Annotated in this window: 27 protein-coding genes and 1 pseudogene; 17 read left to right on the top strand and 11 right to left on the bottom strand. The window is 66.0% G+C overall.

Features of this window, described 5'->3' with window-relative positions; all coding sequences use genetic code 11:
- Nucleotides 1-159: 159 nt before the first annotated feature.
- From BEMPMBAN_RS22170 to BEMPMBAN_RS22150, 5 genes are read right to left on the bottom strand one after another with little or no spacing between them, the layout of a single operon-like run.
- Nucleotides 160-648, bottom strand: a complete 489-nt coding sequence (locus tag BEMPMBAN_RS22170) for a hydrogenase maturation protease (protein ID WP_159233399.1) — start codon at nucleotides 646-648, stop codon at nucleotides 160-162.
- Nucleotides 645-2,114, bottom strand: coding sequence for a Ni/Fe hydrogenase subunit alpha (locus BEMPMBAN_RS22165; RefSeq protein WP_159233398.1), 1,470 nt, complete (start codon nucleotides 2,112-2,114; stop codon nucleotides 645-647). Before BEMPMBAN_RS22165 ends, BEMPMBAN_RS22170 begins: the two co-directional genes overlap by 4 nt.
- A 13-nt stretch (nucleotides 2,115-2,127) precedes the next feature.
- On the bottom strand, nucleotides 2,128-2,745 hold the full coding sequence (locus BEMPMBAN_RS22160) for an NADH-quinone oxidoreductase subunit B family protein (protein WP_159233397.1): 618 nt from the start codon (nucleotides 2,743-2,745) through the stop codon (nucleotides 2,128-2,130).
- The gene (locus BEMPMBAN_RS22155; protein ID WP_159233396.1) at nucleotides 2,742-3,455 is read right to left on the bottom strand and encodes a 2Fe-2S iron-sulfur cluster-binding protein; all 714 of its coding nucleotides are present in this window, start codon (nucleotides 3,453-3,455) and stop codon (nucleotides 2,742-2,744) included. The genes BEMPMBAN_RS22160 and BEMPMBAN_RS22155 overlap by 4 nt, the downstream gene beginning before the upstream one ends.
- Nucleotides 3,452-5,284, bottom strand: coding sequence for an NAD(P)H-dependent oxidoreductase subunit E (locus BEMPMBAN_RS22150; RefSeq protein ID WP_159233395.1), 1,833 nt, complete (start codon nucleotides 5,282-5,284; stop codon nucleotides 3,452-3,454). Before BEMPMBAN_RS22150 ends, BEMPMBAN_RS22155 begins: the two co-directional genes overlap by 4 nt.
- Nucleotides 5,285-5,449: 165 nt before the next feature.
- Between BEMPMBAN_RS22150 and BEMPMBAN_RS22145 the strand changes: the two genes are divergently transcribed.
- From BEMPMBAN_RS22145 to arcC, 5 genes are all read left to right on the top strand, one after another.
- Nucleotides 5,450-5,800: a cupin domain-containing protein gene (locus BEMPMBAN_RS22145; protein WP_159233394.1), complete on the top strand. Its 351-nt coding sequence runs from the start codon at nucleotides 5,450-5,452 to the stop codon at nucleotides 5,798-5,800.
- A 128-nt stretch (nucleotides 5,801-5,928) separates the two neighbouring features.
- Entirely contained in the window at nucleotides 5,929-7,410 is a 1,482-nt protein-coding gene (gene arcD / locus BEMPMBAN_RS22140) for an arginine-ornithine antiporter (RefSeq protein WP_159233393.1), read from the top strand.
- Nucleotides 7,407-8,666, top strand: coding sequence for an arginine deiminase (locus tag BEMPMBAN_RS22135; RefSeq protein WP_159233392.1), 1,260 nt, complete (start codon nucleotides 7,407-7,409; stop codon nucleotides 8,664-8,666). The genes arcD and BEMPMBAN_RS22135 overlap by 4 nt, the downstream gene beginning before the upstream one ends.
- Before the next feature lie 12 nt (nucleotides 8,667-8,678).
- A complete protein-coding gene (locus BEMPMBAN_RS22130) occupies nucleotides 8,679-9,683 on the top strand; it encodes an ornithine carbamoyltransferase (RefSeq protein WP_159233391.1) in 1,005 nt (334 codons plus the stop codon).
- A 6-nt stretch (nucleotides 9,684-9,689) separates the two neighbouring features.
- Nucleotides 9,690-10,598: a carbamate kinase gene (arcC, locus tag BEMPMBAN_RS22125; protein WP_159233390.1), complete on the top strand. Its 909-nt coding sequence runs from the start codon at nucleotides 9,690-9,692 to the stop codon at nucleotides 10,596-10,598.
- Nucleotides 10,599-10,634: 36 nt separating this feature from the next.
- Here the strand turns inward: arcC and BEMPMBAN_RS22120 are convergent, their stop codons facing one another.
- Complete coding sequence (locus BEMPMBAN_RS22120) at nucleotides 10,635-10,892, bottom strand: Rv2628 protein family (RefSeq protein ID WP_159233389.1); 258 nt, start codon at nucleotides 10,890-10,892, stop codon at nucleotides 10,635-10,637.
- A gap of 154 nt (nucleotides 10,893-11,046) precedes the next feature.
- On the opposite strand from BEMPMBAN_RS22120, the pseudogene BEMPMBAN_RS22115 reads away from it, so the two are divergent.
- Nucleotides 11,047-11,481: pseudogene (locus tag BEMPMBAN_RS22115) on the top strand (hemerythrin domain-containing protein); the annotation flags it as partial.
- A 158-nt stretch (nucleotides 11,482-11,639) separates the two neighbouring features.
- Nucleotides 11,640-12,461: a universal stress protein gene (locus BEMPMBAN_RS22110; RefSeq protein ID WP_159233387.1), complete on the top strand. Its 822-nt coding sequence runs from the start codon at nucleotides 11,640-11,642 to the stop codon at nucleotides 12,459-12,461.
- 12 nt (nucleotides 12,462-12,473) lie between these two features.
- On the opposite strand, the gene BEMPMBAN_RS22105 is transcribed toward BEMPMBAN_RS22110, so the two are convergent.
- On the bottom strand, nucleotides 12,474-12,887 hold the full coding sequence (locus BEMPMBAN_RS22105; RefSeq protein WP_159233386.1) for a nitroreductase family deazaflavin-dependent oxidoreductase: 414 nt from the start codon (nucleotides 12,885-12,887) through the stop codon (nucleotides 12,474-12,476).
- Nucleotides 12,888-13,087: 200 nt separating this feature from the next.
- On the opposite strand from BEMPMBAN_RS22105, the gene BEMPMBAN_RS22100 reads away from it, so the two are divergent.
- The 7 genes from BEMPMBAN_RS22100 (at nucleotide 13,088) to BEMPMBAN_RS22070 (ending at nucleotide 19,607) form a co-directional block, all read left to right on the top strand.
- On the top strand, nucleotides 13,088-13,348 hold the full coding sequence (locus BEMPMBAN_RS22100; RefSeq protein ID WP_159233385.1) for a hypothetical protein: 261 nt from the start codon (nucleotides 13,088-13,090) through the stop codon (nucleotides 13,346-13,348).
- Nucleotides 13,345-15,240, top strand: coding sequence for an acetate--CoA ligase (locus BEMPMBAN_RS22095; protein WP_159233384.1), 1,896 nt, complete (start codon nucleotides 13,345-13,347; stop codon nucleotides 15,238-15,240). The genes BEMPMBAN_RS22100 and BEMPMBAN_RS22095 overlap by 4 nt, the downstream gene beginning before the upstream one ends.
- Nucleotides 15,237-16,232: a pyruvate dehydrogenase (acetyl-transferring) E1 component subunit alpha gene (gene pdhA, locus BEMPMBAN_RS22090; protein WP_159233383.1), complete on the top strand. Its 996-nt coding sequence runs from the start codon at nucleotides 15,237-15,239 to the stop codon at nucleotides 16,230-16,232. The genes BEMPMBAN_RS22095 and pdhA overlap by 4 nt, the downstream gene beginning before the upstream one ends.
- Complete coding sequence (locus BEMPMBAN_RS22085) at nucleotides 16,229-17,206, top strand: alpha-ketoacid dehydrogenase subunit beta (protein ID WP_159233382.1); 978 nt, start codon at nucleotides 16,229-16,231, stop codon at nucleotides 17,204-17,206. Before pdhA ends, BEMPMBAN_RS22085 begins: the two co-directional genes overlap by 4 nt.
- Nucleotides 17,203-18,384 (top strand): dihydrolipoamide acetyltransferase family protein, encoded by a 1,182-nt coding sequence (locus BEMPMBAN_RS22080; RefSeq protein WP_159233381.1) that lies wholly within the window; start codon nucleotides 17,203-17,205, stop codon nucleotides 18,382-18,384. Before BEMPMBAN_RS22085 ends, BEMPMBAN_RS22080 begins: the two co-directional genes overlap by 4 nt.
- A gap of 9 nt (nucleotides 18,385-18,393) precedes the next feature.
- On the top strand, nucleotides 18,394-18,642 hold the full coding sequence (locus BEMPMBAN_RS22075; protein WP_159233380.1) for an acyl carrier protein: 249 nt from the start codon (nucleotides 18,394-18,396) through the stop codon (nucleotides 18,640-18,642).
- An 89-nt stretch (nucleotides 18,643-18,731) separates the two neighbouring features.
- On the top strand, nucleotides 18,732-19,607 hold the full coding sequence (locus BEMPMBAN_RS22070; protein ID WP_159233379.1) for a universal stress protein: 876 nt from the start codon (nucleotides 18,732-18,734) through the stop codon (nucleotides 19,605-19,607).
- Between the two features lie 19 nt (nucleotides 19,608-19,626).
- Here BEMPMBAN_RS22070 and BEMPMBAN_RS22065 read toward each other — a convergent pair whose 3' ends face one another.
- Nucleotides 19,627-20,427 carry a sigma 54 modulation/S30EA ribosomal C-terminal domain-containing protein gene (locus BEMPMBAN_RS22065; protein WP_159233378.1) on the bottom strand — a complete coding sequence of 267 codons (801 nt, stop codon included), beginning with the start codon at nucleotides 20,425-20,427 and terminating at the stop codon, nucleotides 19,627-19,629.
- Between the two features lie 46 nt (nucleotides 20,428-20,473).
- Nucleotides 20,474-21,991, bottom strand: coding sequence for a bifunctional aminoglycoside phosphotransferase/ATP-binding protein (locus BEMPMBAN_RS22060; RefSeq protein ID WP_159233377.1), 1,518 nt, complete (start codon nucleotides 21,989-21,991; stop codon nucleotides 20,474-20,476).
- A 124-nt stretch (nucleotides 21,992-22,115) separates the two neighbouring features.
- Here BEMPMBAN_RS22060 and BEMPMBAN_RS22055 point away from each other — a divergent pair, with 124 nt between their 5' ends.
- Both BEMPMBAN_RS22055 and dosR read left to right on the top strand, forming a co-directional pair.
- A complete protein-coding gene (locus tag BEMPMBAN_RS22055) occupies nucleotides 22,116-23,111 on the top strand; it encodes an Acg family FMN-binding oxidoreductase (RefSeq protein ID WP_159233376.1) in 996 nt (331 codons plus the stop codon).
- Between the two features lie 90 nt (nucleotides 23,112-23,201).
- Entirely contained in the window at nucleotides 23,202-23,849 is a 648-nt protein-coding gene (gene dosR / locus BEMPMBAN_RS22050; protein ID WP_159233375.1) for a hypoxia response regulator transcription factor DosR/DevR, read from the top strand.
- Nucleotides 23,850-23,861: 12 nt separating this feature from the next.
- On the opposite strand, the gene BEMPMBAN_RS22045 is transcribed toward dosR, so the two are convergent.
- Entirely contained in the window at nucleotides 23,862-24,740 is an 879-nt protein-coding gene (locus BEMPMBAN_RS22045) for a universal stress protein (protein WP_159233374.1), read from the bottom strand.
- Nucleotides 24,740-25,627 (bottom strand): universal stress protein, encoded by an 888-nt coding sequence (locus BEMPMBAN_RS22040; RefSeq protein WP_159233373.1) that lies wholly within the window; start codon nucleotides 25,625-25,627, stop codon nucleotides 24,740-24,742. The genes BEMPMBAN_RS22045 and BEMPMBAN_RS22040 overlap by 1 nt, the downstream gene beginning before the upstream one ends.
- Before the next feature lie 235 nt (nucleotides 25,628-25,862).
- On the opposite strand from BEMPMBAN_RS22040, the gene BEMPMBAN_RS22035 reads away from it, so the two are divergent.
- Nucleotides 25,863-26,084: a hypothetical protein gene (locus BEMPMBAN_RS22035; RefSeq protein WP_159233372.1), complete on the top strand. Its 222-nt coding sequence runs from the start codon at nucleotides 25,863-25,865 to the stop codon at nucleotides 26,082-26,084.
- The last annotated feature ends 70 nt before the right edge of the window (nucleotides 26,085-26,154 follow it).

Genomic DNA, 26,154 nt, shown 5'->3' with positions numbered 1-26,154 from the left:
GCGCCTCGCTGGCCCGACCACCCACCACAGCACCACCGACAGTCCCGCCGTATCCCGGNCCCACCGGCGAACGCGCCCAATGGAAGTGGTACACCCCCTACCAACCACCACCCACCACAACCAACAACTAGCTTGCTGGACAGTGGATCACGCTGCAGGTCAGGTCGCGTGGTGTCGCTGCACGTCTCGATCCCAGCGCCGCGACGAGAGATAGGCCGTCGCATCGTCGAGGTTGTGTTGCGCCGCCTCGGTCAGTCCGATGTCGAGTTCGAACTCGAAGCCCCTGATCGCCAGAACGTGGACCTCCGGCAGACGCTGGAAGCACTGCTGACAGGTCGCCATGATGGCGGGGATCGAGATGGCGTGGGAGGTGAACGTGAAGTCCATCTTCGGCGCCGCACGTTGCAGCGTGAACGCCGGTACCGCTTGGTCTTTGGTGGCGTCCACGAACAGCACCCGTCGCTTCGTGCTGATCAGTTCGGCGTCCTCGAGCAGCAGCTGGTAGTTGCGCTGCAGTTCGGCGTTCGGGCAGTGCCCGTTCATCTCGAGCCAATCGATGAAGGCCCAGCCCAACCCGTCGTCCTGCCGCCCCACGTTGCCGATGCCGTAGATCAGGCAGGAGTCGTCGTCGTAGTCGTTGAGGTTCACGACCGAATGCGCTCGTTGATCACGTTGCCCGCCGGCCCTTGGACGGTGACGATCAGCGGCATCTGTCCGAACGCGTGCGTCGCGCAACTCAGGCAGGGATCGAACGCCCGAATCCCGACCTCGATCGCGTTCATCATGCCTTCGGTGATCTCACCATGGCCCACCAGGTTGTCCTCGGCCACCGAACGCACCGTGCGGTTGAGGACCTGGTTGTTGTGTGTGGTGGCCACGATGAGGTTGGCGAAGGTGATCTCCCCTTCCGCGCCGGCACGATAGTGGTGCAGCAACGTCCCGCGAGGGGCTTCCACCACACCGACACCCTCGCCGACCCAGGCGCCCGGCGCCGGTGTGGCAATCAGATCTTCCTTCTGCAGGTCGGGGTCGTGAAGCAGCTCTTCGATCAGTTCCGCGGCGTGGAGCACCTCGATGGTCCGCGCCCAGTTCGTGTGCAACGTCATGTTGTTGGGTGTGCCGGCGGTGTAGGCGTGGAAGCGCTCGAGCGCCTCCTGCGCGAGTGGAGTCGGCAGCGAGTTCGTGACGTTCATCCGCGCCAGCGGCCCGACCCGAACCGAGCCCTTCTCCCGGCCGAGTTCCTTGAGGAACGGGAATTTCATATAACTCCACGGTTCGACGGCCTCCGAGAAATGGTCGAGGTAGTCGTGATAGTCGAGTTCACGGACGACCCGCTTGTTTTCGTCGACGATCCGCAGTGCCCCGTGGTAGTAGTCCACGTTGCCATCGGCGTCGACCAGGGACATGTTCAGAGCCGGTACGTTCGCGAAACGGTCCACCTGGCTGCGGTTCTTCTCGTGGAATTCGTAGAACAGGCGCAGACCGTCCTGAGCGTAGTCGAGGACCTCGTCAAACGACGGCAACCCGTCCTCACCGTTGAGCAGCCGGTCGCACTCGGCGCGGCTGAGATTCTTGTCGACCCCTCCGGGCACCGAGTTGATGCCGTGCATCCTCCTGCCGAAGACGGTTTTTATGACCTCCTGACCCCATTTGCGCAACATGATCACCCGCCGCATCAGTTCGGGGTTCGACTCAACGAGGCCGAGGAGGTTGCGCTGCTCGGGAGCGGCGTCCATCCCGAACATCATTTCGGGGACGACCAGGTAGAAGTACGCCGTCGCATGGGATTGCAGCATCTGCGCGTAGTGGCCGAGGCGACGGATCTTCTCCGCGGCCGGGGTGATCCCGGTCCCCGAGCGCACACCGACGCCGACGATGTCGTCGAGCACCTTCGCGCCACAGAGGTGGTGGCTGACGAAGCAGATCCCGCAGATGCGTTGCATCAGCATCGGCGCCTCCCAGTAGGGGTGGCCCTGAACGAACTTCTCGAATCCGCGGAACTCCACGACGTGCAGCCTGGCGTCGACGACGTTGCCGTCGTCGTCGAGGTTCACGGTCACCTTGCCGTGCCCCTCGATCCGGGTGACCGGGTCGATGACGAGTTTTCTACTCACGCGAGCTCCGCAATCAGTCGTAGTGGTTCAGCGAGCGGGGCAACCGCACCGGTCGACCGTGGATCAGATCGTCGAGGACGGTGAAGATGGCGTCTGCGTCCGGTGGGCAGCCGGGGATGAAGTAGTCCATCTCGACTACTTCATGACAGGGGTGGACCTTGGTGGTGATCCGCGGGATGTCCGGATGCGAGGGGACGACACGTTCCGCACCCGGAACGGCTGTCGGCGAATCGAGGTAGGCCTCCGCCAGACAGTCTTTCAACTCGAAGACATTGCGCATCGCCGGGACCCCACCCCAGACGGCACAGGCTCCGACGGAGATCAGGACGTCACAGTTCTCCCGGAAGTGGCGCAGCGTCTCGATGTTGTCCTCGTTGGCGACGCCTCCTTCGATGAACCCGATCGCGCAGCGCTCGGTGATGCGTTTGATGTCGGTGAGCGAGGAGCGGTGAATGGTGACCGTCGTCAACAGCGGCAGGATCCGCTCATCCATGTCGAGAAAGGACAGGGTGCACCCCCAGCAGCCACACAGACTGATCATCGCCACGTTGATCTTGCCGTCCCGGCCCGCCGACAGCGCTGGGTCCGGTGATGTCTTGGGCAGTTCGTCCGACCTGGTTTCCTCGGTCATGGCGCCTCTGACTCGTCTGCCGGGTCAAGGGCCCGGTCGCGAACGGATTTCGCTTCGTACTTGCGGCGACCGATGGGCACGTCGTATCCGACCCCCTTTTCCAGGATGGCGCCGACCGGACAGATCTCCACCGCGTAGCGGACCTGCTCGATCGGCATCGCGTCGGCTCGTTCGGCATCGACTTCGATGCGCGACTCGCGACCGCGGTGGCTGATGCTGAAGATCTTCTGCCCGGCGTCGTCACGGACGAACTCCACACACCGTTGGCAGAAGATGCAGCGATCCCGCTCCAGCCAGATCCGCTGGGACGCGTGGTCGCGGTCCCGCACCGGGAACCGGTACGGGAAGCGGGACACCATCATGTCCACCTCGTAGCCGACCGCCTGAAGGGTACAGCGACCACTCTTCTCGCAACTCGGACAGTTGTGGTTGCCTTCGGTGAAGAGCAACTCCACCAATGCCTTTCGCATGTCCGTGGTCTCCGGCTCGTCGACCTCGACCGTCATCCCGTCGCGAACACGAACCGTGCAGGCAGCGACCACGGCACCGTCCACCTTGACCGAGCACACCCGGCAGGTCCCGAGGCACGGCTTGCCCTCGAGGTAACACAGCGTCGGGATATACACACCTGCTTCTGCGGCGACATCGACCAGCACCCGGTTCTCCTCGGAAGACACCGGGGTTCCGTCGATCTCGATTCGGATGCTCATGACGTCCCGTCCGTTCTCAGTTCGGTGAGTGCGTCGCCGTATCCGGCGAGGGCCGCCTCGAGATCGAATGACGGCAGCAGGGTGTCTGCCTCCCCGGCCCGCAACCTGCTGCGGTACATCTCGGGAAACTTGTTCATGCTGGTCAAGATCGGGTTGGCCGCCGTCGCTCCGAGACCGCAGCGACTGGTCTTCTGCACCAGCGCCCCCCAACTGGCCGCGGCGTCCAGATCGTTCTGAACGGCGGTGCCCGCGAGGATCCGTTCCATCTTTTCGTGCAGGTCGACGGTGCCCGCCCGGCACGGAACACAGATGCCGCAGGATTCGTCGCGGAAGAACCGGGTGTAGTCCGTGACGCAGTCGAGCAGATCACGCGTGGCATCGAAGACGGTGACGGCCCCGTTGCAGGGGATGTCTTCGTAGGCGATCCGGCGCTGGCCGTCGGCCTGTACCGAAAGGCACTCCCCCGATGGGCCGCTGACCTGGACTGCACGAGCGTCCTGCGCACCGACAAGGGCCAGCACGTGGTCGAGGGTGACGCCCCATTCGATCTCGTAGACACCGGGCCGGCGGCAGTCGCCGGCGACGCTCAGCAGGCGCGTGCCCGCCGAGGTGGGTGTGCCCATACTGCGGAACCATTCGGCGCCTTCCGCCGTGACCCGGCTTGCGGCCGCGAAGGTTTCGACGTTGTTCACGCAGGTGGGGTTGCCGAGGTATCCCTGCTGGATCGGGTAGGGCGGTTTCAGCCGCGGTGTTCCCCGGTTGCCTTCGCAGGATTCGATCAGTGCGGACTCTTCGCCGCAGACATAGGCACCGGCGCCCATCTGAATGCGGATGTCGAAATCGAAGCCGGGCAGCGCGCCGATGCTGGGTCCGAGGAGTCCGTCGTCCCGCAGCTCCTGCAACTGACGTTCCAGATAGCGCTTGAGATAGATGTATTCGGCTCGTAGATAGATGATCCCGTGCCTGGCGCCGATCGCGTAGGCGGCGATGACCATACCGAGGAAGACGTCTTTGGGTGAGCGGGTCAGCAGCGCCCGATCCTTGAACGTGCCGGGCTCACCCTCGTCGGCATTGCAGATCACGTACTTGTCGGCGCCCGGTGCAGCCCGGCACAGCCGCCACTTCAGCCCGGTGGCGAAGCCTGCGCCACCGTATCCGCGTAGCCCTGACTCGGTGATGGCGTCGATCGTCTGCTCAGGGGTGCTCGCGAGGCAGCGCTTCAGTGTCACCTGGTGATCGACCTGGCCGCAGAAGAACACCGGGCCCCGGGTGTGGACGTTGGACTCCACCAGGCTGTCGACATAGCCGATGTCGTCGGCGGGCAGCCCGGCCGGGTTGGCGATGTCCGCGGGGGCTCTGCCTGCCTTCAACTGGCCGATGATGTCTGCGACGCCGGCCGGCGTCAGCCGGGTGAACACCACGTCGTCGAGCAGCATCGCCGGTTCCTGATCGCTGAGCCCGATGCAGGGCGTCTCGAACAGGCCGAACACCCCTGCCCCGGTCTCGCCGAAGCGGACGCCGGTCTCGCGCTCGAGCGCGTCGTACACCGCGTGATAGCCGAGTGATTTGGCGATCACCGTGTTGCTCAGGTAGATCCGGTGCCGTCCCGACGGCGCAGTGTGGAAGAAGTGGTAGAACGACGCCGTCTCCGCGATGTCGCGCGCGGTCCGGTTCAACGCGGTCGCCATTTGCGGGAGGTGTTCGTCGGGAATGTGGCCGTACAGATCCTGGATGTCCCAGAGGATGTCGATCAACCGGGTGCCGTCGAACTGATACCGCCGCAGCACGGCGTCGACGTCTGGGTTCGCCGTGTGGGTACCGTCAGCCATCGATCATCCTGCCCCTTCGCATATCCACCGCAACCATCATCCTCTGCTGCCGACGACTGACCAGGGCATTTGGTCACTTTGCAAGATCGCGCCGGAACTGGCTTCGCCCGCGGGATACGGTGAACAGTGCGATCTGTCCGGGCACTACCCGACGAAGGAGAGTCCATGAACAAGATCTCGCTGACGGCGTTGGCCCGCGAGCAGCAGGCAGGTGCTGAGCGTGCCTCCAGCGGGCGCAGTGCACACACCGTGTACGGCGGCCACGAACACGTCTTGCGCCAAACCCTGATCGCACTGGCGGCGGGTCAGAAGTTGGACGAACACGAGAACCCGGGCGAAGCCACCGTCCACGTCCTGCACGGACGCGTGCGGTTGCACGCAGGCGAGGACAGCTGGGAGGGCTCCGCCGGAGATCTGATCATCGTGCCGGATTCCCGTCACTCACTGGAGGCCGTCGAAGGGTCCAGCGTGCTTCTGACCGTGGCGAAATCCGCTTCTCCACAAGCCGGCTCGTAGCCGCGGCGCGGGCAGGTGACCTAAGCGTCCGAAACCGAGGACCAAAGCCTCCTCTCTGCGCGCCGGTGGGCTCCATAGCGTCGATGGCGCGGTGTGATCGGCACACCACCCGAGCATGGAGGACAACGATGTCCGAGACACTGGTGTCTCCGCCCCCCGAAGCCCGCTCCTCCGGTGGTGTGAAACCCGGCCTGGGCCTGGCCGCGCTGACCGCCATCGTCGTCGGTTCCATGATCGGCAGCGGAATCTTCGCGCTGCCTTCGCAGATGGCCGGTAGCGCCGCCCCTGGCCCGCTGCTCATCGGTTGGGCGATCACCGGAGTCGGCATGCTGACCCTGGCTTTCGTCTTCCAGACCCTCGCCAGCCGGAAACCCGACGTCGACGGTGGTGTTTACGGATACGCCCGGGCCGGTTTCGGCAACTACATCGGGTTCACCTCGGCATTCGGCTACTGGGTCTCGGCATGGGTCGGCAACGTGGCCTACCTGGTGCTGCTGTTCTCGACACTGGGCTACTTCTTCCCCGGATTCGAAGGCGGCGCAACCGTTCCCGCGATCATCGGCGCCTCGATCGTATTGTGGGTGGTGCACTTCCTGACCCTTCGCGGCATCCAGACCGCCGCAGCCGTCAACGTGGTGGTGACCATCGCGAAGGTGGTCCCGATCCTGGTGTTCATCGCGATCGCCGCGGTCGGTTTCCGGGCTGGGCTGTTCAGCGCCGACTTCTGGGGCCGCGCGGTAGAGATCGACGGGGCGCCGCTCGGCGACACGATGACCCAGGTCAAGAACATGATGCTGGTGACCGTGTGGGTCTTCATCGGCATCGAGGGCGCCGCGGTGTACTCCCAGCGCGCCGCCAAGCGGCGAGATGTCGGTCGCGCCACGGTGCTCGGTTTCGTCGGGGTGCTGGCCCTGTTGCTGATGGTGAACCTGCTGTCCTACGGCTTGATGACCCAGGCGGAACTCGCCGGCGTGGCGGATCCGTCGATGGCCGGGGTGCTGGAGAACGAGGTGGGCGCCTGGGGTGCGGCCTTCATCTCGATCGGTTTGGTCGTCTCACTGCTCGGCGCCCTGATCGCGTGGGTGATGCTGTGTGTGGAGATCCTGCGGTTACCCGCCCTCGAGCATGTGATGCCGCGGGCGCTTGCTCGGGAGAACTCGCACGGCGCACCGGCAAATGCCCTGTGGCTGACCAACATCTGCGTCCAGGCGTTGCTGCTGTGGACACTCGCCAACGCGAGCACCTACACCAACCTGGTGTACCTCGCGACCTCCCTGATCTTGCTGCCCTACCTGTGGTCGGCCGCGTACCAGGTGCTGCTGGCGGTGCGAGGCGAAACGTACTCCGTCGGCGGGGGACGCACCCGCGATCTACTCATCGGTGTCGTCGCGCTGGGGTACGCGGTGTGGCTGGTGTACGCGGGCGGATGGCAGTACCTGCTGGTGGCGGCGATGTTCTACCTCGCGGGCACTGCGCTGTACCTGTGGGCGCGGCGAGAAAGCCGGCTCCCGGCCTTCAGCAAGCCCGAGTTCGTGGTGGTGGCGGTGGTGGCGTTGACGTCGGTGCTGGCGGCCGTGCTGATGGCCACCGGAAATCTGTCGGTCCTGTGAGCGCGACCGATTCCCGGCTCGGCGTGTGGTCCGAGGCCGGCAAGCTGCGCCGTGTCATGGTCTGCGCTCCCGGTCTGGCCCATCAGCGGCTCACCCCGCAGAACTGTCACGAGCTGTTGTTCGACGACGTCATCTGGCTGCAGCAGGCCCGACGTGACCACTTCGACTTCGTCGCCAAGATGGTCGACCGCGGCGTCGAAGTGCTCGAACTCCAGGATCTGCTCGCCGACGTCGTAAGCAAGCCCGACGCCCGCGAGTGGGTGCTCGATCGCACGGTGACCGACGACCTCGTCGGGCCGGGGCTCACCCGCGAGATCCGGTCCTGGTTGACCGAGCTGTCGCCGGATCGGTTGGCGGAGTACCTGATCGGCGGTGTCGCCTATCAGGACGTGATCGACGAGGTGGACAGCGGCTTCCTGTCACTGTTCAACGCGCTGGACCCCGCAGGGTTCGTCGTCCGGCCGCTGCCGAACACGCAGTTCATGCGCGACAACTCCGCCTGGATCTTCGGCGGTGTGACACTGAACCCGATGTACTGGCCGGCGCGGCGCCGGGAGACGCTGCTGACCACCGCCGTCTACCGGTTCCACCCCGCCTTCGCCGATCAGGAGTACGACGTGTGGCTGGGCGACCCCGACGGATTGCCCGCCGACCGCGGTCTGGCCACCCTCGAGGGCGGCGACGTGATGCCGATCGGCAACGGACTCGTCGTGATCGGCATGGGTGAGAGGTCCTCCCACCAGGCGATCACCCAGGTGGCGCGCAACCTGTTCGCTGCCGGGGCTGCGGACCGGGTGATCATCGCCAGCCTGCCGAAGACCCGTTCGGCGATGCACCTGGACACGGTGTTCACCTTCTGCGACCGCGACCTGGTGACGGTGTTCGCGCCGATCGTCGACGGCATCGTGCCGATCAGTCTGCGGCCCGACGAGAGCTCACCGTCCGGCCTCGACGTCCGGCGCGAACCCCGCGGCCTGATCGAGACGATCGGTGACGCGGTCGGTGTGAACTTCCGGGTCGTCACCACCGCCGGTGATGTCTACGGCGTCCAACGCGAACAGTGGGATGACGGCAACAACGTCGTCGCGCTCGAGCCGGGGGTGGTCATCGGCTACGACCGCAACACCCTGACCAACACCGCCCTGCGTAAGGCCGGGGTCGAGGTCGTCACCATCGACGCCAGCGAACTGGGCCGCGGTCGCGGCGGCGGCCGGTGCATGACCTGCCCGATCCTGCGCGATCCGCTCTACGCCTGAAGGACATACGTCATGGCGTTCAACACCCGCAACCGCAGCCTGCTCAGCCTGGTTCACCACACAGACCGGGACCTGCACTACCTGCTCGACCTGTCACGCGACCTCAAGCGCGCCAAATACTCCGGAAGTCCGCGGAACAGCTTGGCGGGCAAGAACATCGCGCTGATCTTCGAGAAGACGTCCACCCGCACCCGCTGCGCATTCGAGGTTGCGGCATACGACGAGGGGGCTCACGTCACCTACATCGATCCGTCATCGTCGCAGATCGGGCACAAGGAGTCGATGAAGGACACCGCACGGGTGCTGGGCCGGATGTACGACGCCATCGAGTACCGCGGCACCGCCCAGGAGACCGTCGACGAACTCGCAGAGCATGCAGGGGTGCCCGTCTTCAACGGGCTCACCGACGAGTTCCACCCGACCCAGATGCTCGCCGACGTGCTGACCATGACCGAACACTGCCCGAAACCGTTGCACGACATCTCCTACGCGTTTGTCGGCGACGGCCGCAACAACATGGCCAATTCCCTGCTGCTGGTGGGCGCCAAACTCGGCATGGATGTCCGCATCGGCGCACCAAAGCAATTGTGGCCCAGCGACGCCCATGTCGCGATGTGCCGGGAGTTTGCCGCCGCGTCCGGGGCGAGGATCACCATCACCGATGATCCGGAAAAGGCGGTCAGCGAGGTCGATTTCATCCACACCGATGTGTGGGTGTCGATGGGGGAACCGCTGGAGACGTGGGGCGAGCGGATCGACATGCTGCTCCCGTTCCAGGTGAACTCGGCGCTGATCAAGGCGGCGGCCAACCCGCGGGTGAAGTTCATGCACTGCCTTCCGGCGTATCACAACTGTGAGACGACGCTCGGCGCCAAGATCGCCGCCCAGTATCCGGTGCTGTCCAACGGGATCGAGGTCACCGAGGAGGTCTTCGAGAGCCCGGTCAACATCGCCTTCGAGCAGGCGGAGAACCGGATGCACACCATCAAGGCCGTGCTCGTCTCGGCGCTGAGCTGACCCGGCGTGAGGATCGTGATCGCGCTGGGAGGGAACGCGCTGTTGAAGCGCGGCCAGCCGATGACCGCGGACAATCAGCGGGCGAACATCCGTGTCGCCGCCGAGTGCATCGCCGCCATCACCGCGGGCAACGAGATCGTCGTCGCCCACGGCAACGGTCCCCAGGTCGGGCTGTTGGCGCTGCAGGCAGCGGCCTACCACGAGGTGGCGCCCTACCCACTCGATGTGCTCGGGGCCCAGACCGAGGCGATGATCGGCTACGTCATCGAGCAGGAGTTGGGTAACCTGCTGCCGGCCGAGCAGTCGCTGGCCACGCTGCTCACCATGATCGAGGTCGACCGGGACGACCCCGCTTTCGAACATCCCACCAAGCCGATCGGGCCGGTCTACGACCGGGAGACAGCAGAGCGACTCCGAGCGGCCAGCGGTTGGACCATCGCCGCCGACGGTGACAAGTTCCGCCGAGTGGTGCCCAGCCCGAAACCCCAGCGGATCTTCGAGATCGGACCGATCCGGAACCTGGTGGAGCACGGCACGATCGTGGTCTGCGCCGGTGGTGGCGGTATCCCGACGATGTACGACGAACGCGGCGACTTGCGTGGCGTCGAAGCCGTCATCGACAAGGATCTCGCTTCCGCATTGCTTGCCGAGCAACTGGACGCCGATCTGCTCGTCATCGCCACCGACGTCGACGGCGTCTACCTCGGCTGGGGCACGCCCACCCAGACACGCCTGGGCCGGGTCACCCCCGACGACCTCACCGGTCTGGACTTCCCGGCTGGATCGATGGGTCCCAAAGTCCAAGCCGCATGCGAGTTCACCCGTCACACCGGAAACGAAGCCGTCATCGGATCGCTCAGTGACATCACCAGGATCGTCGAGGGCAGCGCGGGAACACGCATCCGAGTGCCATGAGGGACTTCTTACTGCAGCGCCGCGCCAAGGGCCTCGCTATACCGCGATCGTCACATCGACCGAGAGTCGGTCAGCGATGGCATGCGCAGCCGCCCAATGGCCTTCGCGCACCGTCTGTTCGAGATCCTCGGCCAGCGGGCTGAGCACGCCGAATTCAGCCAGCCATGACGCAACCGTGCCGGCGATCCCGTCCACCGACACGCGAGCAGTGTGCCCGTCGTGAAGGCGGTCCGTGAGCTGGTAGATCGGCGTGGCATCGGGATGCGCATGCACCCGGTAGTTCAGTGATCTCATGGTGACCCCCTCACCCTCCCTTGATCAGACCATCACCCCGTGTCTGACGCGAGGGACGAAGGCACGCGCTCAATGCTGCTTAGGTCCCGCAGCACGCGGGACTTTCGGCTGTCACGAAAGCAGCAGTGTCACCGCCACGAGGTAGATGCCGATCGACACCGAGAAGATGTTGCGCAAGTTCGCGGCCGAGCACGACACCCTTCGCGATACCCTCGGGCTACTCCGCGACGCCGCCGATCGGCTGGTTGCCGGACCCGACGCCGGCGCGCTGCAGGCTCTGTCCCGGGCGTACGCGTTCTTGACCGAACAACTGCTGCCACATGAACACGCCGAGGAAACTCTTCTCTATCCCGCGTTGGCCCGGCCCCTGGGCACCGGCGAGGCGACCGCCACCATGAGTCGGACCCACTCCGAGATCCAGCGATTGTCCGACCGTATCGGCACCCACATTGCACTCGCCCAGGCGACCGACGGTATTCAACCCGAGCAGGTCGACGATCTGCTCGCCTGCCTGTACGGGCTCTACACCTTGCTGCGCCTGCACTTCCTGCAGGAAGAAGAGAATTACTTCACCCTTACCGACGACTGACCTACCCCTGTCGCGGGAACCTGCCCTACCCGACACCTCTCGGCTGGACAAGAATCCCACTCATCTCGCACTGAGGACCATCGGCTCAGATACAGGGACTTTCGCCTCAATCCGCTCGTGCTGACTCCCAATACCGTGGAGACACGAAGTGGAGAGGAATGGGTGAGACGATGAACGACGACCGCCCCACCGCGCCGGTCATCGCAGGCATCGATGGCTCCGAAGCGGCTGTGCAGGCGGCCCTGTGGGCGGTCGACGAAGCCGTCAGCCGAGACGTGCCGCTGCGGCTGGTCTACGTGACCAAGGCCACCCACCCGTCGGCCGAGGACTACGAAAGCGACGTGCAGCACGGCAAGGCGTCACTGCACACGGCACAGGCCGCCGTCGAAGCCGACGGCTGTCCGGTGAAGGTCGAGACCGCCATCGTCACCGGCCCTCCCGGAGCGGCTCTGATCGCCGAATCCGATGATGCCGGCCTGGTCTGCGTCGGCTCGGTCGGGATCGGCCGCTACGTCCGCTCGATTCTGGGTTCGACGGCAACCGATCTGGCTGAGAAGGCTCACTGCCCCGTTGCGATCATCCGCACGCACACGGACGATAAGTCGTCGCGAGAGATCAACTGGATCGTTGTCGGGGTCAACGACGAACCCGACAATCCCAATGTCGTCGAGCACGCGTTGCGGGAGGCGCAGCTACGTGACGCCCCGGTACTCGCCATCGGGGAACACAAAACCCAGCTCGGGTCGGGCGAAGGCCTCGACGCCGAAGTGACCAAATGGCGACAGTCCCATCCCGAGGTGCACATCTATCCAGTCGCCGACCAGGCCGATGTCGCGTATTTCCTGAAGCACTTCGACCAGCGCGTCGGGCTGGCTGTGATCGGCGGCGCGCAGTCGGGTCAGCTTGCGACCATCGTCGGGCCGGCGGGTCATCCGTGGTTCCACCACAGCGAGAGCTCCGTGCTGGTCGTCCGTCAATGACCCAGACGAGTGCTATTGCTGCTCGTGCTGCTCGGCCCACCGCAGTTTGACGAAGGAGTCGACGCCGAACCGTTCGAACGCACGCCGTCGCCGGGCTGACAGCTGCGATCCCGCCGTTTCGGCGTCGATCAGCTGCGGATCGGCAACCGAGTAGGTTCGGCCGCCGACCGTGATCGTGGCCTCCCCCGACGCGACCACATTGCGCAGCCAGTCGACCCCGGTGCCGTACGGCAACGGCACGATGACGCCGTCGGTCACCCGCTCGGCCACCACCGGCGTGGTGTAGACCTTCCCGGAGCGCCGCCCGGTGTGGCGCAGCGCCGCGGCATACCAGTACTTGCGGCCTGCCAGCAGCAGCATCGCCGGGTTCAGCACATGCTTGTTGAAGGTCCGCACCGAGTCCCGAATCATCCCGTTGATAGCCATCTGTCGATCGTTGTGCTTCGCGGGATCGATCAGACAGAGCCGACCGGACCAGAACCGAAGTGACTTAAGGCATCTGCGAATAATCGTGATGTGGCCGCGTGGTAGCGGAGACAACCGGCGGCGGCGTAAGTGACTTTTGTCTCTATTTCCGCCATCCCGGTTCGCGCACGATGGGTTGCAGCGATCGAAAGGGATCACCGATGACGCCGCCAAGCCCCTCGATGGACATTGACCTGGAGTCGATCTCGTGGGACTTCCTGGAGTCCGAGTTCACGGGACCCACCTACGCCGGGTGGTCGATCGACCGGCGGCTGCAGGTCTACCTGCGGCACCGCGGGCTGGCCGCACTCGCCGACGACGGAACCGCATGCGCCGCCCTGTTGGAGCGGGTGATGGCGAACATCGGTCCCGCGCTCCGCCGCGGAGTGCTGAATCCGCCGAAAGAACAGGTTCCGACATGACGGTCATCCACAAGACTCCGGGTGCGTGGCGTCTGCAGCCCAACTTCACCGATTACCAGCAGACCCGGGCGGCCTTCGACTGGACCGAGGTTCCCGACGTCTGCGCCGGCATGCCGTCCGGGGGATGCAACATCGCCTACGCGGCGGTCGACCGGCACGTGGACGGTCCAGCGGCGGCTCGCACTGCGCTCCGGTTCGTCATGCAGCCGGATGAGGCCGGCACGCCGGCCACACGCGACCTGAGCTACGCCGAACTGGCAAGCCTCACTGCGCGATTCACCAACGTGCTGCGCTCACTGGGCATCGGCAAAGGCGATCGGGTCTTCACCATGATGGACCGCATCCCCGAGCTGTACATCACCATTCTCGGTGCGCTGCGCAACGGCAGCGTGGTGTCCCCGTTGTTCTCGGCGTTCGGCCCGGAGCCGATCGCCACCAGGATCGACATCGGCCAGGCCGATGTGCTGGTCACCAGCAAGGCGCTGTACCGGCGCAAGATCGCCAAGATCCGGGACCGGCTGACCTCGGTCCGGTATGTGATCCTCGTCGGAGACGACGGGAAGGCGGCAGTCGTCGGAGACGACAGGAAGGCAGAAGTCGTCGGAGACGACGGGAAGGCGGCAGTCGTCGGAGACGACGGGAAGGCACAAGTCGTCGACGCCGGTAACGAGGACGCGCCGCTGGATTTCTGGCAACGGATGGACGCCGTCGACGATGTGGCCCCGATCGAGTCCACCACCGCCGACGACCCAGCCCTGCTGCACTTCACCAGCGGCACCACCGGCACCCCGAAGGGCGCGATCCACGTCCACGGCGCCGTGACGATGCACTTCGTCACCGGGTCCTACGCGCTCGACCTGCACCCAGACGACATCTTCTGGTGCACCGCTGATCCCGGATGGGTCACCGGCATGTCGTATGGCGTGATCACTCCCCTGCTGCACGGTGTCACCTCGATTGTCGACGAGGCGGAGTTCGACGCCGACCGCTGGTACCGGATCCTGCAGGACCAGCACGTGACCGTGTGGTACACCGCGCCGACGGCGATCCGCATGCTGATCAAAGCCGGGCCGGAAGTGGCCCGGGACTACCGATTCCCACAGCTGCGGTTCATCGCCAGCGTCGGAGAGCCCCTCAACCCCGAAGCTGTCTGGTGGGCAGAGCGGGTGTTGGGCCTGCCCATCCACGACAACTGGTGGCAGACCGAGACCGGCGGCATCATGATCGCCAACACCCCGGCCTTCGATATCAAGCCGGGCTCGATGGGTCGGCCGTTGCCCGGGGTCGACGCCTACGTGGTGCGCCGCGGTGCGGACGGTTCCGTGTCGGTTGTCGACGAGCCGGACGTCGAGGGTGAGCTGGCGCTGAAGACGGGTTGGCCGTCGATGTTCCGCGGCTACCTGCACCAGGAGGAGCGCTACCGGAAATCCTTCACCGACGGCATGTACCTGACGGGAGATCTCGTCAAACGCGACGCCGACGGCTACTTCTGGTTTGTCGGTCGCGCCGACGACGTCATCAAGTCAGCCGGACACCTCATCGGTCCGTTCGAGGTGGAGAGCGCGTTGACCGATCATCCCGCGGTGGCAGAGGCGGCCGTCATCGGCATCCCGGACCCGACCGTCGGCGAGGTGGTGAAGGCGTTCGTCACGGTCAAGGACGGTTACGACGCCGAGGACGCGCTGCGGCTGGAGTTGTTGGGGCACGCCCGCAAGCGGCTCGGAGCTGCGGTGGCGCCCAAGCACATCGAGTTCGTCGACTCACTACCGCACACCCGCAGCGGCAAGATCATGCGCCGCCTGCTGAAGGCGCGCGAACTGGGTTTGCCCGAAGGTGACACGTCCACCATCGAATCGGCACCCGACACCCACGTGAGCGAGGCCTGGTCATGACCGAACCCGAGACTGCGACCGACCCCGAGCTTGCCCGGGCACTGCTCTCCGACATGGTGCGGGTGCGGCGCATGGAGGAGAAATGCGCAGAACTGTACGGCGAAAGCAAGATTCGTGGATTCCTGCACCTCTATGTCGGGGAGGAGGCGGTGGCCGCCGGAGCTTTGCGTGCGTTGACCGCCGGCGACGCCGTGGTCGCCACCTACCGTGAGCATGCACATGCGTTGCTGTGGGGCATCCCGATGAAATCGATCATGGCCGAGATGTTCGGCAAGCAGCAGGGCTGCTCACGTGGCCGCGGCGGGTCGATGCACCTGTTCGACGCCGCGACCCGGTTCTACGGCGGGAACGCCATCGTCGCCGGCGGCCTGCCGGTCGCCGCGGGGTTGGCGTTTGCCGACAAGATGCTCGGCCAGCGCCGGGTGACGGCCTGCTTTTTCGGCGAGGGCGCGGTCGCCGAAGGGGCGTTCCACGAATCGCTGAACATGGCCGAGCTGTGGCAGCTGCCGGTGCTGTTCTGCTGCGAGAACAACAGATACGCGATGGGCACCGCGCTGGAGCTCGAGCAGTCACAGCCGGACCTCACGGTGAAAGCAGCGTCGTACCGGATCCCGACCCTCGCGGTCGACGGGATGGACGTCGACGCCTGCCACGAAGCCGCCCGACAAGGTGCCGACCACATCCGTGATTCCGGTGGCCCGTTCTTCATCGAGTTCCGCACGTATCGATTCCGTGCGCATTCGATGTTCGACCCGGAGCTCTATCGGGACAAATCCGAAGTCGAGGTGTGGCGCCACCGCGACCCCATCGTGGCGTTCTCCGGGAAATGTGTCTCCGCAGGCATTCTGACCGCCGAAGACGTCAGTGCCATCGAGGCGCAAGCCGACAGTGAAGTCGCCGACGCAGTGGCGTTCGCCGAAGCCGGGACATGGGAGAGCGTCAACGATCTCGAACGTGATGTGCTGACACCGCCCGCGGAGAGGGTCTCGTGAAGACGACATATCGCACCGCCGCCCACGACGCGATTCGCGACGCCCTGCGCGAGGACACCCGAGTGGTGCTACTGGGGGAAGACGTCGGCCACTACGGGGGAACCTACGCTGTGTCCAAGGGTCTGCTCGACGAGTTCGGCCCGGATCGGGTGCGCGACACCCCACTGTCGGAACTGGGTTTCGTGGGAATCGGCATCGGGGCCGCCTTGGGCGGGCTGCGCCCGATCGTCGAAGTGATGACCGTGAACTTCAGCCTGCTGGCGCTCGATCAGATCGTCAACACCGCTGCGGCACTGCGACACATGTCCGGCGGACAGTTCTCGGTACCGCTCGTGGTGCGGATGGCCACCGGAGCCGGCCGGCAACTCGCGGCGCAGCACTCACACAGCCTCGAAGGCTGGTACGCGCACATCCCCGGCATCAAGGTGGTGGCCCCGGCGACCGTGGAGGATGCCTACGGAATGCTCGGCGCCGCGCTCGCCGACCCGGACCCGGTCATCATCTTCGAGCACGTCCAGCTCTACAACATGGCCGCAGACATCGAGACGCTGGGACCCACCGAACTGTCCGGTGCCGCCATCCGCCGCACCGGAACCGACGTCTCGGTGATCACCTACGGCGGCTGTCTACCCAAGGTCCTGGATGCGGCCAACGAGCTGGCTCTGACCGGAATCGACTGTGAAGTCGTCGATCTGCGGTCGCTGCGCCCCCTGGACACGGAAACCGTCATCGCCTCGGTGAGCAAGACCCACCGTGCGGTGATCGTCGATGAGGCGTGGCGCACCGGCAGTCTGGCGGCGGAGGTCAGCGCCCGCATCGTCGAGAACGCGTTCTTCGAACTCGACGCACCGATCGCCAGGGTCTGCAGCGCCGAGGTGCCGATTCCCTACGCCAAACACCTGGAGCAGGCGGCCCTGCCACAACCTGACAAAATCGTCGCGGCCGTGAAGAGCCTCTTCGGGGGCCGGCCATGATCGAGTTCAAAATGCCGGCCCTCGGCTCGGACATGGACGAGGGAACCCTGCAGGAATGGCTCGTCAAACCGGGTGACGAGGTGGCTCGCGGCCAGGTGGTCGCCGTCGTCGAGACGACCAAGGCTGCGGTGGAGATCGAATGCTGGCACGCCGGAACGGTTCAGGATCTGCTGGTGCCGGTCGGCGACACAGTGCAGGTGGGCACGCCGCTGGCGACCCTGGTGGGTCTCGACGACGCCGACGGTGACGCCCGGCCGGAGCCGGGCGTCGAGACCGCGGCGCCAACCGTCGCGGAGCCTTCCGTCACACTCCCGCCGAGCCCACCCGGGGCGTCGCACCGGCGTCGCTGGGTGTCCCCCGCTGCGCGCCGGCTCGCCGCATCGCTGAGCGTCGACGTCGACGCGCTGACCGGCACCGGCCCGCAGGGGGCGGTGACCCTCAGCGATGTCGAACACGCCGCTGCGGCGGCGCCCATCGAGAAGCCAAAGGCCACCGCGGTTTCCGACCGCGCCGCCCAGATGCGCAAATCCATCGCGGCCGCGATGAGCCGATCGAAGCGGGAGATCCCGCACTACTACCTGGCCGACGAGATCCTCATGGACCGGGCAGTGACTTGGCTGACCGAACGCAATGCGCAGCGACCGATCACCGAACGCGTCCTGCCGGCCGTGCTGCAACTCAAAGCTGTGGGCGTCGCGGCGGCACGCTACGGCGAGTTCAACGGCTTCTGGCGTGAGCAGGGTTACGAAGTTGCCGCCGGGGTGCATGTCGGCGTGGCGATCTCGTTGCGCGGGGGCGGATTGGTGGCGCCTGCCATCCATGATGTCCCGGAGAAGAACCTCGATCAGTTGATGGCCGACCTCAGCGATCTGGTCGCCCGCGCCAGGGCCGGGTCGCTGCGCAGCTCGGAGATGTCGGATCCGTCCATCACGGTCACGAACCTGGGCGACAAGGGCGTCGACGCCGTGTTCGGGGTGATCTATCCCCCGCAGGTCGCCCTGGTCGGTTTCGGCAAGCCCGCGCAACGGGTGTGTGCAGTCGACGGGGGCATCCGGATCGCCACCACGGTGCAGGCGTCGCTCGCGGCCGACCATCGCGCCAGCGACGGCCACCGGGGCGCGTTGTTCCTGGCCACCATCAACGAACTGCTACAGCAGCCAGAGGAACTGGAGAAGTGAGGCCCGAGCATGGTGCACCATGACGTCCGCGGCGAAGTCCTGTCCGTGCTGACCACCATCGCCCCTGAAGTCGAACCCGACGACATCAGTGACGATGTCCTGCTTCGCGATCAGGTCGATCTCGACTCGATGGATTGGTTGAACTTCCTGGTCGGTCTGCACAAGCGACTGGACATCGACATCCCCGAATCCGACTACGCGTCGTTGCGGACGCTCGACGACATCGTGCGATACGTCGCACAGCGTGTGGACGGCTGAGCCTGGCGGGGGCAGTCAGGGTGACGAACGGCCCTGGGCATCACCGGGACCAGCCTTTAGTCTCCACTCAGCCGAACATTGGGGGCACGATGTCAGAGATTGCGGCCGGGCACGGAATCGTCGTCGGAGTCGACGGGTCGGCGCAGTCAGATGCAGCCGTCCGTTGGGCAGCGCAGGAGGCGGTGCTGCGCGACCTGCCGTTGACACTGATGCACGTCGTCACCCCCGTCATCGTGGGCTGGCCGATGGGTCCGGTCCAGGCGAGCATCGCCGAGTGGCAGGAGGACACCGCACGCGCGGTCATCGCCGCGTCACAGAAGGTCCTGTCCGCCAGCGCAGCCGAGGGCGAACTGTCGGTGCGCGTCGAAATCCGATACGCCGGGGCCCTCACGGCCCTCGTCGACACCACACAGGACACCTGGATGGTCGTCGTGGGCAGCAGCGGCATCGGCGGTGTCGGCCGTGCGGTGCTGGGCTCGGTCAGCGGTGGATTGCTGCACCACGCGCACTGTCCGGTGACGATCGTCCATGACGACACCCGCCCGTCAGATCCGGGGTCGCCGGTATTGCTGGGCATCGACGGCTCGCCCGCCTCCGAGGCGGCCACCGCGTTCGCCTTCGACGAGGCATCCCGCCGGGGCGTGGATCTTGTTGCGCTGCATGCGTGGAGCGACGTCGGCGTCTTCGCGATCCTCGGCGCGGACTGGCACCAGTACGAAGACCAGGGCCACGAAGCGCTGGCCGAACGTCTGGCCGGCTGGCAGGAACAGTATCCCGACGTCCACGTTCACCGGCGAATCGTGTGCGACCGGCCCGCCCGGTGGTTGATCGACGAATCCCAGAGCGCGGGGTTGGTCGTCGTCGGCAGCCGCGGCCGCGGCGGGTTCACCTCGATGCTGCTGGGGTCGGTGAGCGCTGCGGTCGCCCGAGCCGCGCACGCGCCGGTGACAGTCGTCCGAGGCTAGGGATCCCGGCGACCGATCGTCACGCCGGGGCGATCAGACCGTAGTGGCCGTCGTAGCGGTGGTAGAGCAGGTTGGCCCGGCCTTGAGCGGCGTCGATGAAGAACAGGAACGGCAGGTCGAGGATCCCGAGCCGCTCGGTCGCTTCCTCGACCGTGATGCAGGGAGCCGGCTGCGAACTGAACGTCACCGGCAGTTCGAACGGTGCCAGCTGCTCCGGCGACACCGCTACCACCTGGGCAAGCCGGTAGTCCGTCGGTCCGGTGCGGTAGAGCACACTGGCGATACCGCTGCCCTTCTCGGTGAACAGGTGGAACTGGTAGTCCAGCAGCTCCATTTCGAGTGCGGCTTCGTCGATGGTGCAGGCGGCCATGGTGAACGACTTGCGGCGGATGATCTGGCGGTCCTCTGCCGGCCGGGGATGATGGTGTGGCCGCTGGGTGGGCTCGGATTGATGGCGCCACTCGTGCGGGGCCGATTCGGGCAGCCGGCCGCGCCGCGCCTCCCAGTGCTCGGCCGTCTTGTCGAGCAGACGCCGCAACCGTTCCTCGAGCCGATCGATGGCTTCGCGCGCGGTGGCGGCATCCACCTGGGCACGGATGAGCCGGCCGTCGACGTCGAGGTTGGCTTGAGCGACAACGGGTCGCCGCACTGCCGGATCGGTGTGCCGGGTGAGCCTGACCCGTGCGTGCAGCACCGGCCGGCCGGTGAACCTGGCGATTTCGCTGATCCTGTTGCGGGCGTATTCGGCGGCACCGGGCAATCGTCCGTCGGTCGTCACGGTGACGTCGATGGTATCCGGCGAGTCGGCTTTGTTGCTCATGCTCTAATTCCTACGCCGCGACCACTTCTGTGGGGAGGGCCAAAGGTCACCGCGGCCGGACATCACGGTCGCCGTCCGCCCCACCGGCACGGTCGTTTCGACGGGCGAGCTCTGTTGTCCGGCAACATATTTCTATGGCCTCCTTCACCGAGTCCGCCAGCGGCCGGCTGGTGTCGATGTCATGGGCGCCGCTGCGGTGAGAATCGGCATCGGCGAGTGCAGCGGCGATCTCCGGTGTGGCGTCCGAATTCGATCGTGGTCTGTGCTCGATTCTGGCCGATGCCTCGGCGATCGGTACGGAGCAGGTGAATTCGACCAGTGCTGCCGAGGTGCGGTCGGCCAGGTCGTGTGCGCGGTCGCGTTGCCCGGCGTCTCGCCACGTGCCGTCCAGGATCACCGAATGCCCGGCGCGCAACCATACCTGCGCCTCTCGCAGCACCGCGTCATAGACCGCGGCGACGTTTTCCGGCGAGTACAGTCCGGCGTTGAGATCGCCGGCTGCGCCGCCGACCACGCCGTGGTCCTGCAACCGCCGGCGCACGACGTCGGTCGAGACGACGTGGGCTGCCAGCTGAGCAGCCAAAGCCGTTGCCAGCGTGGTCTTTCCGCTCCCCGGTCCGCCGCCGACGATGACGAGCCGAACGGTGCCCGCCCGCAGCCGTTGCACGGCGATGCCGAGATGCCGGCGGGCGTCATCAGCTGCCTCGGGGTGTCCCTGCGAGACCCGCACACAGTCGACCTTGGCGCGGACGAGCGCCCGGTAGGCGACATAGAAGTCGACCAGCGAGCTCGGCGCCGAGTCCGCGGCCAGCTGGGTGTACCGATCGAGGAAGTGGTCGGCGAGGTCACGCCTACCGAGGAATTCCAGGTCCATCGCAAGGAATGCGGCGTCGTCGATGCCGTCGACGTACCGGAGCCGATCGTCGAACTCCAGGCAGTCCAGCAGCGCCGGCCCCTCCGGCAGACAGAAGATGTCGTCGGCCAGCAGGTCGGCGTGTCCATCGAGGATATGGCCCTCCTCGATGCGGCGGGTGAACAACTCGTCACGGCCTGCGACGAACTGACCGGCCAGGCGCGTCACCTCCCGAATCGAGTCCTGCGGCAACACCTCCTCGGGGAACTCCGCCAGTTCGCGCAGGTTCTGCTGCCATCGCCCCCAGACGGCCTCGACGGTGCCCTGGCCGTCGATTGTGTGTCCCCGCTCCGCCGACGCATGAAAGCGTGCCAGCACATTCGCAATGGCGAGCAGTTCGTCCCCGACCGGGCGGCCGCTCTTGACCAACGTTGACAGCCGGGCCGCATCCGAGTGACGCCGCATCACGATCACAGGCTCCGCGTCGCCGCCCTGCGGATCGCTCAGATGGGCCACTCCGAGGTAGCTGCCGGGAGCGAGTCGCCTGTTCAGGGAGAGCTCATGCTGGCATGCGCGTTCCCGATGAGCGGTGGTGCTGAAGTCCAGGAAATCGGTCACCAGCGGCTTCTTGACCTTGTATGCCTTGTCGCCGAGTAGCACGACGACGCCGGTGTGTGTCTCTCGTACCTGCGCGGCCAGGTCACCGTTCATGCCCTCAAGGCTCGACCGTGGTCAGCGACGACACCAGAGCACTAGGCCACCGCACAGAGGACCATTGGCCCTGGCCTGACCCCCAGCACCGGCCGACGATGGATGGTGACTTAGGAGGTAGCCGATGCGTGACTTCACGGTGGACGCCGAGATCATCAAAGCCGCAGTGCAGCTGGCCTGCCGGGCGCCGTCGGTGCACAACAGCCAGCCCTGGCGCTGGACCCTCGACGGTGATGCCGTCCATCTGTTCATCGATCCAGAGCATTCCGCCCCATCCACCGACAGTTCCGGCCGGGAGGCGTTGATCAGCTGCGGAGCCGTCCTCGACCACTTCCGGGTGGCCATGGCCGCATCCGGCTGGACCGCCCACGTCGACCGCTTCCCCAACCCCAACGACCTCGACCACCTGGCCTCGATCGATTTCAGCGCGAACACGTTCGTCACCGAAGGGCATCGCCGCCGCGCCGAGGCGATCCTGAGTCGTCGCACCGACAGGCTCCCGTTCGCCGAGCCGCCGGATTGGGAATTGTTCGAATCGGAACTGCGCGCCACACTCGATGCGGACGCAGTGCCGCTTGCGGTGATCGCGGAGCAGAATCGACCACAGCTCGCGCAGGCCTCCGATCTCGTCGAGTCGCTGCGCATGTATGACTCGTCGTATCACCGGGAGATTCATTGGTGGACATCGGGTGTGGCCCACGACGAGGGCATCCCGCAGAGTGCGCTGGTCTCGGCGGCCGAAAGCGACCGCGTCGATGTCGGGCGCAGCTTTCCGGTCACCGGCGATTCGCACCGACGCGGAGAAGTCGGTGAGGACCACTCCAAGATCGTGGTGTTGTCGACCTTCGACGACGCCCGAGACAGTGTGTTGCGTTGTGGAGAAGCGTTGTCCGCGGTTCTCCTCGACGCCACGATGGCAGGGTTGGCCACCTGCACGGTGACCCATCTGATGGAGTTGCCGGCCACCCGGGAGATCGTGGCGAAACTCAGCGGGTCGAACACGCCCCAAGTCCTGGTCCGGGTAGGGCTCGCGCCGGCCACCGCCGACGTCCCTCCTCCGACCCCGCGCCGGCCGATCGGCGAGGTGTTCGAAGTCCGGCGGGTCGCCTCGCAGAATTAGCCTGTCCTCACCGAGCCCGCCGTTCGGTGCCCTCTGCCGACTGCAGAACGTACTCTGGGTAGCGGCTGATCGGCAGGGGGAGGACGTCGGGTGTTGAAAGTCTTTCTCGTCGACGACCACGAAGTGGTCCGTCGTGGGCTGGTCGACCTCCTCAGCGCCGACGACGAGCTCGAGGTGATCGGCGAAGCCGGCTCGGTGTCACAGGCGATGGCCCGGATACCGGCACTTGCGCCCGACGTCGCCGTCCTCGACGTCCGGCTGCCCGACGGCAACGGAATCGAGCTGTGCCGAGACCTGCTCTCGCTGCTCCCAGACCTGCGGTGCCTGATGCTGACCTCGTTCACCTCCGACGAGGCGATGCTCGACGCGATACTCGCCGGCGCCAGCGGATATGTCATCAAAGACATCAAGGGCATGGAACTGGCCGCCGCCATCAAGGACGTGGGTGCCGGTCGTTCGTTGCTCGACAACAGGGCGGCGGCGGCATTGATGGCCAAGCTCCGCCACGACGCCGACCATTCCGATCCGCTGTCCGGGCTCAGTGATCAGGAGCGGGTGTTGCTGGACCTCCTCGGCGAGGGGCTGACCAACAAGCAGATCGCGGCCAGGATGTTCCTCGCCGAGAAGACCGTGAAGAACTATGTCTCCAAGCTTCTGGCGAAACTGGGCATGGAACGACGCACCCAGGCGGCGATATTCGTCTCCAAACTGGACCAATCCCGCCACCCGGCGGAGTGACGGCCTCGCGTTCTACGGCCCGCAGATCATCACCGGAACCCTGCTGTGTTGAAGCAGGTTCATGCTCGTGGAGCCCAGTAACGCACTGGTGACGATGTTGCGGCCGCGCGTGCCGACCACCAGCAGCTGAGCATCCGTCCGACGACCCAGCAGCGCCTTGGCCGGGCTGGTCGGTTCGATCCGAAATTCGGCGCTGACCTCCGGATATCGCTTGTTGGCGCGGTTGACGGCGTCGGCCAGCCGACCCCACTCTGCGGCTTCCAGCGCTTCCCAGTCGATCAGGAACGGGATGCTGACCGGTGCCACGGGCGTGCGCATCGGCCAGGAATACACCACGCGCAGCGGTGCGCCGAGACACCCGGCCACCATGAAGGCATTGTTCAGAGCGTTCTGCGCGGCCGGCGTGAAGTCGAACCCGACGACCACTGCCCGACCGTCGTCGGGCATCTGTTCGCCACGCCAGACCACCACCGGACAGCGGGCATGGGTGGCAACGGACACCGTGGTCGATCCGACCAGCAAGGCCACCGCAGGTGTCACCCCATCACCGCCCAGCACCACCAGGCGCGCGTCACGACTGGCTTCGATCAGCGCTTCGTCGACTGGAATGTCAAGCGCCTCAGTGCTGATAGACAGCGCGGGGTGATCGGCACGCACCGCCTCGGCTGCTTCTTGGAGAAGCATCGCGACTGCGTCGTGCTGGTAACTCATCGCGGCGGCGGCGATGGCCGCTGCTGACTCGGTCAGGTTGCGTCCGATGCTGGGTAGCGCGTACAGCAGGTGCAACGCGGTGTCGAGCTTGACCGCAACAGCAGCGGCCCAGCGTGCCGCCGCGATCGAACCTTCCGAACCGTCGACGCCGACGACGATGGGCGGATCGTTCGCAGGCATCAGGACTGCCGCGCGACGATCACCGGGATCCGGGCTCCTTGCACCACCGCCGAGCTGACCGAACCGAGCACCAGCCCGGCGATGCCGCCGCGGCCATGGCTACCGACCACCAGCAGTTGGGCGGATTCGGACAGGTCGAGTAGTTCGTGCACCGGGTTGTTCATCTTGACCATCCGGCGCACCGTGACATCCGGATAACGCTCCTGCCAGCCTGCGAGCCGTTCGCCGAGTATCTCGTCGGCCCGCTCACTGACATTCGGCCAGCCGACGTCGATGAAGTCGTCGGTGCTCTCCAGCCACGTGTGCAGTGCGACGAGGTCGACGCCTCGCCGCGAGGCTTCGTCGAACGCGACCTGGACCGCCCGCTCGGATGCCGGAGAGCCGTCGATACCGACCACTACCGGTGCGTCACCGGCACGGTCCCGTGTCGGGTCTTCGTCGTGGATGACGGCCACGGGGCAATGGGCATGGCGTACCAGGCCCGAGCTGACCGAACCCAGCAACGCCCGCTGGATGGCGCCGAAACCACGACAGCCGACGACGACCATGTCAGCGTCCTTCGACAGGTCCACCAAGACCGCACGCGGATTGTCTGATGTGACGTGTTGGTCCACCGAGACGGTGCTGTCGGTCGGAAGTTCCTGCCGGGCGATTCGTGTCGCATCGTCGAGCAGCACTGCGGCCCGCGTGCGCTGCGCCTCCCAGTACTCCGCGGGCAACGGGACGTCCAGCCATGCCGCGGCGGTCGGGTCGGTGAGTGCGTGCACCAAGGTCAGCCGTGCGCCCCGCATCCCGGCTTCACGGGCCGCCCACGCGACCGCGGCGTCGGACTGCGGTGAGCCGTCCACGCCCACCACGATCCCGTCGTGCGAAGAACTCTCGGTCATGGCATCTCCCCTCGACGGTGCGTCGTGACCCGACGGTATCTCGGCGACTGCGACACGTCTGCTGGCGTTGGTCCTGCCCGCAGAGGCCGAAAGGCCCCTCGAACACCCCCTGACCGGCAGTGCTAACGGTTGTCGCTCACTTCGGTCACGAACGATGACCATCGAGCCTGATCCGGCGGCGGGGGTGGTTGGATCGGGCGAGCCGACGACACGAACACGGCCCGGAGGTTGCGGTATGGACTCGCTCGGGACCACGCAGTTGATCTCGCTGTTGCTGGCGGTCACCCTGCTTGCCGGCCTGTCCGGTTTCTTCGCCGCCGTTGTGACCCGCCGGCCGAGACGACGCACCCGCAGGGTCTTCGTGGCGGGCGTGTTGTGCGGGGTTCTGGCACGCGACCTCGTTCGAGGACGGCGACGCGTCCTCGCGCTAGGTGCCAGGGTCAGGCTGTTCCGCTGACGCTGTTGCAGGTGTGACAGATGTGAAAATTGGGTAGATACTGGCGGACGATCGTCCCCCGCTTCAGGTC

It is taken from the genome of Mycolicibacterium austroafricanum (genome assembly GCF_902705885.1).
GTDB classification, from domain to species: domain Bacteria; phylum Actinomycetota; class Actinomycetes; order Mycobacteriales; family Mycobacteriaceae; genus Mycobacterium; species Mycobacterium vanbaalenii_A.
This window is presented reverse-complemented; position numbering and strand designations above follow the sequence as displayed.

What these genes read in the sequence shown, in the direction of transcription:
- BEMPMBAN_RS22075 (WP_159233380.1), top strand. Translation starts at nt 18,394, where the DNA reads ATGGTGCACCATGACGTCCGCGGCGAAGTCCTGTCCGTGCTGACCACC.
- BEMPMBAN_RS22060 (WP_159233377.1), bottom strand. Translation starts at nt 21,991, where the DNA reads ATGAACGGTGACCTGGCCGCGCAGGTACGAGAGACACACACCGGCGTC.
- arcD (WP_159233393.1), top strand. Translation starts at nt 5,929, where the DNA reads ATGTCCGAGACACTGGTGTCTCCGCCCCCCGAAGCCCGCTCCTCCGGT.
- BEMPMBAN_RS22070 (WP_159233379.1), top strand. Translation starts at nt 18,732, where the DNA reads ATGTCAGAGATTGCGGCCGGGCACGGAATCGTCGTCGGAGTCGACGGG.
- BEMPMBAN_RS22095 (WP_159233384.1), top strand. Translation starts at nt 13,345, where the DNA reads ATGACGGTCATCCACAAGACTCCGGGTGCGTGGCGTCTGCAGCCCAAC.
- BEMPMBAN_RS22100 (WP_159233385.1), top strand. Translation starts at nt 13,088, where the DNA reads ATGACGCCGCCAAGCCCCTCGATGGACATTGACCTGGAGTCGATCTCG.
- BEMPMBAN_RS22145 (WP_159233394.1), top strand. Translation starts at nt 5,450, where the DNA reads ATGAACAAGATCTCGCTGACGGCGTTGGCCCGCGAGCAGCAGGCAGGT.
- BEMPMBAN_RS22150 (WP_159233395.1), bottom strand. Translation starts at nt 5,284, where the DNA reads ATGGCTGACGGTACCCACACGGCGAACCCAGACGTCGACGCCGTGCTG.
- BEMPMBAN_RS22040 (WP_159233373.1), bottom strand. Translation starts at nt 25,627, where the DNA reads ATGACCGAGAGTTCTTCGCACGACGGGATCGTGGTGGGCGTGGACGGC.
- BEMPMBAN_RS22155 (WP_159233396.1), bottom strand. Translation starts at nt 3,455, where the DNA reads ATGAGCATCCGAATCGAGATCGACGGAACCCCGGTGTCTTCCGAGGAG.
- BEMPMBAN_RS22080 (WP_159233381.1), top strand. Translation starts at nt 17,203, where the DNA reads ATGATCGAGTTCAAAATGCCGGCCCTCGGCTCGGACATGGACGAGGGA.
- BEMPMBAN_RS22055 (WP_159233376.1), top strand. Translation starts at nt 22,116, where the DNA reads ATGCGTGACTTCACGGTGGACGCCGAGATCATCAAAGCCGCAGTGCAG.
- BEMPMBAN_RS22045 (WP_159233374.1), bottom strand. Translation starts at nt 24,740, where the DNA reads ATGCCTGCGAACGATCCGCCCATCGTCGTCGGCGTCGACGGTTCGGAA.
- pdhA (WP_159233383.1), top strand. Translation starts at nt 15,237, where the DNA reads ATGACCGAACCCGAGACTGCGACCGACCCCGAGCTTGCCCGGGCACTG.
- BEMPMBAN_RS22035 (WP_159233372.1), top strand. Translation starts at nt 25,863, where the DNA reads ATGGACTCGCTCGGGACCACGCAGTTGATCTCGCTGTTGCTGGCGGTC.
- BEMPMBAN_RS22160 (WP_159233397.1), bottom strand. Translation starts at nt 2,745, where the DNA reads ATGACCGAGGAAACCAGGTCGGACGAACTGCCCAAGACATCACCGGAC.
- BEMPMBAN_RS22065 (WP_159233378.1), bottom strand. Translation starts at nt 20,427, where the DNA reads ATGAGCAACAAAGCCGACTCGCCGGATACCATCGACGTCACCGTGACG.
- BEMPMBAN_RS22130 (WP_159233391.1), top strand. Translation starts at nt 8,679, where the DNA reads ATGGCGTTCAACACCCGCAACCGCAGCCTGCTCAGCCTGGTTCACCAC.
- BEMPMBAN_RS22110 (WP_159233387.1), top strand. Translation starts at nt 11,640, where the DNA reads ATGGGTGAGACGATGAACGACGACCGCCCCACCGCGCCGGTCATCGCA.
- BEMPMBAN_RS22105 (WP_159233386.1), bottom strand. Translation starts at nt 12,887, where the DNA reads ATGGCTATCAACGGGATGATTCGGGACTCGGTGCGGACCTTCAACAAG.
- BEMPMBAN_RS22120 (WP_159233389.1), bottom strand. Translation starts at nt 10,892, where the DNA reads ATGAGATCACTGAACTACCGGGTGCATGCGCATCCCGATGCCACGCCG.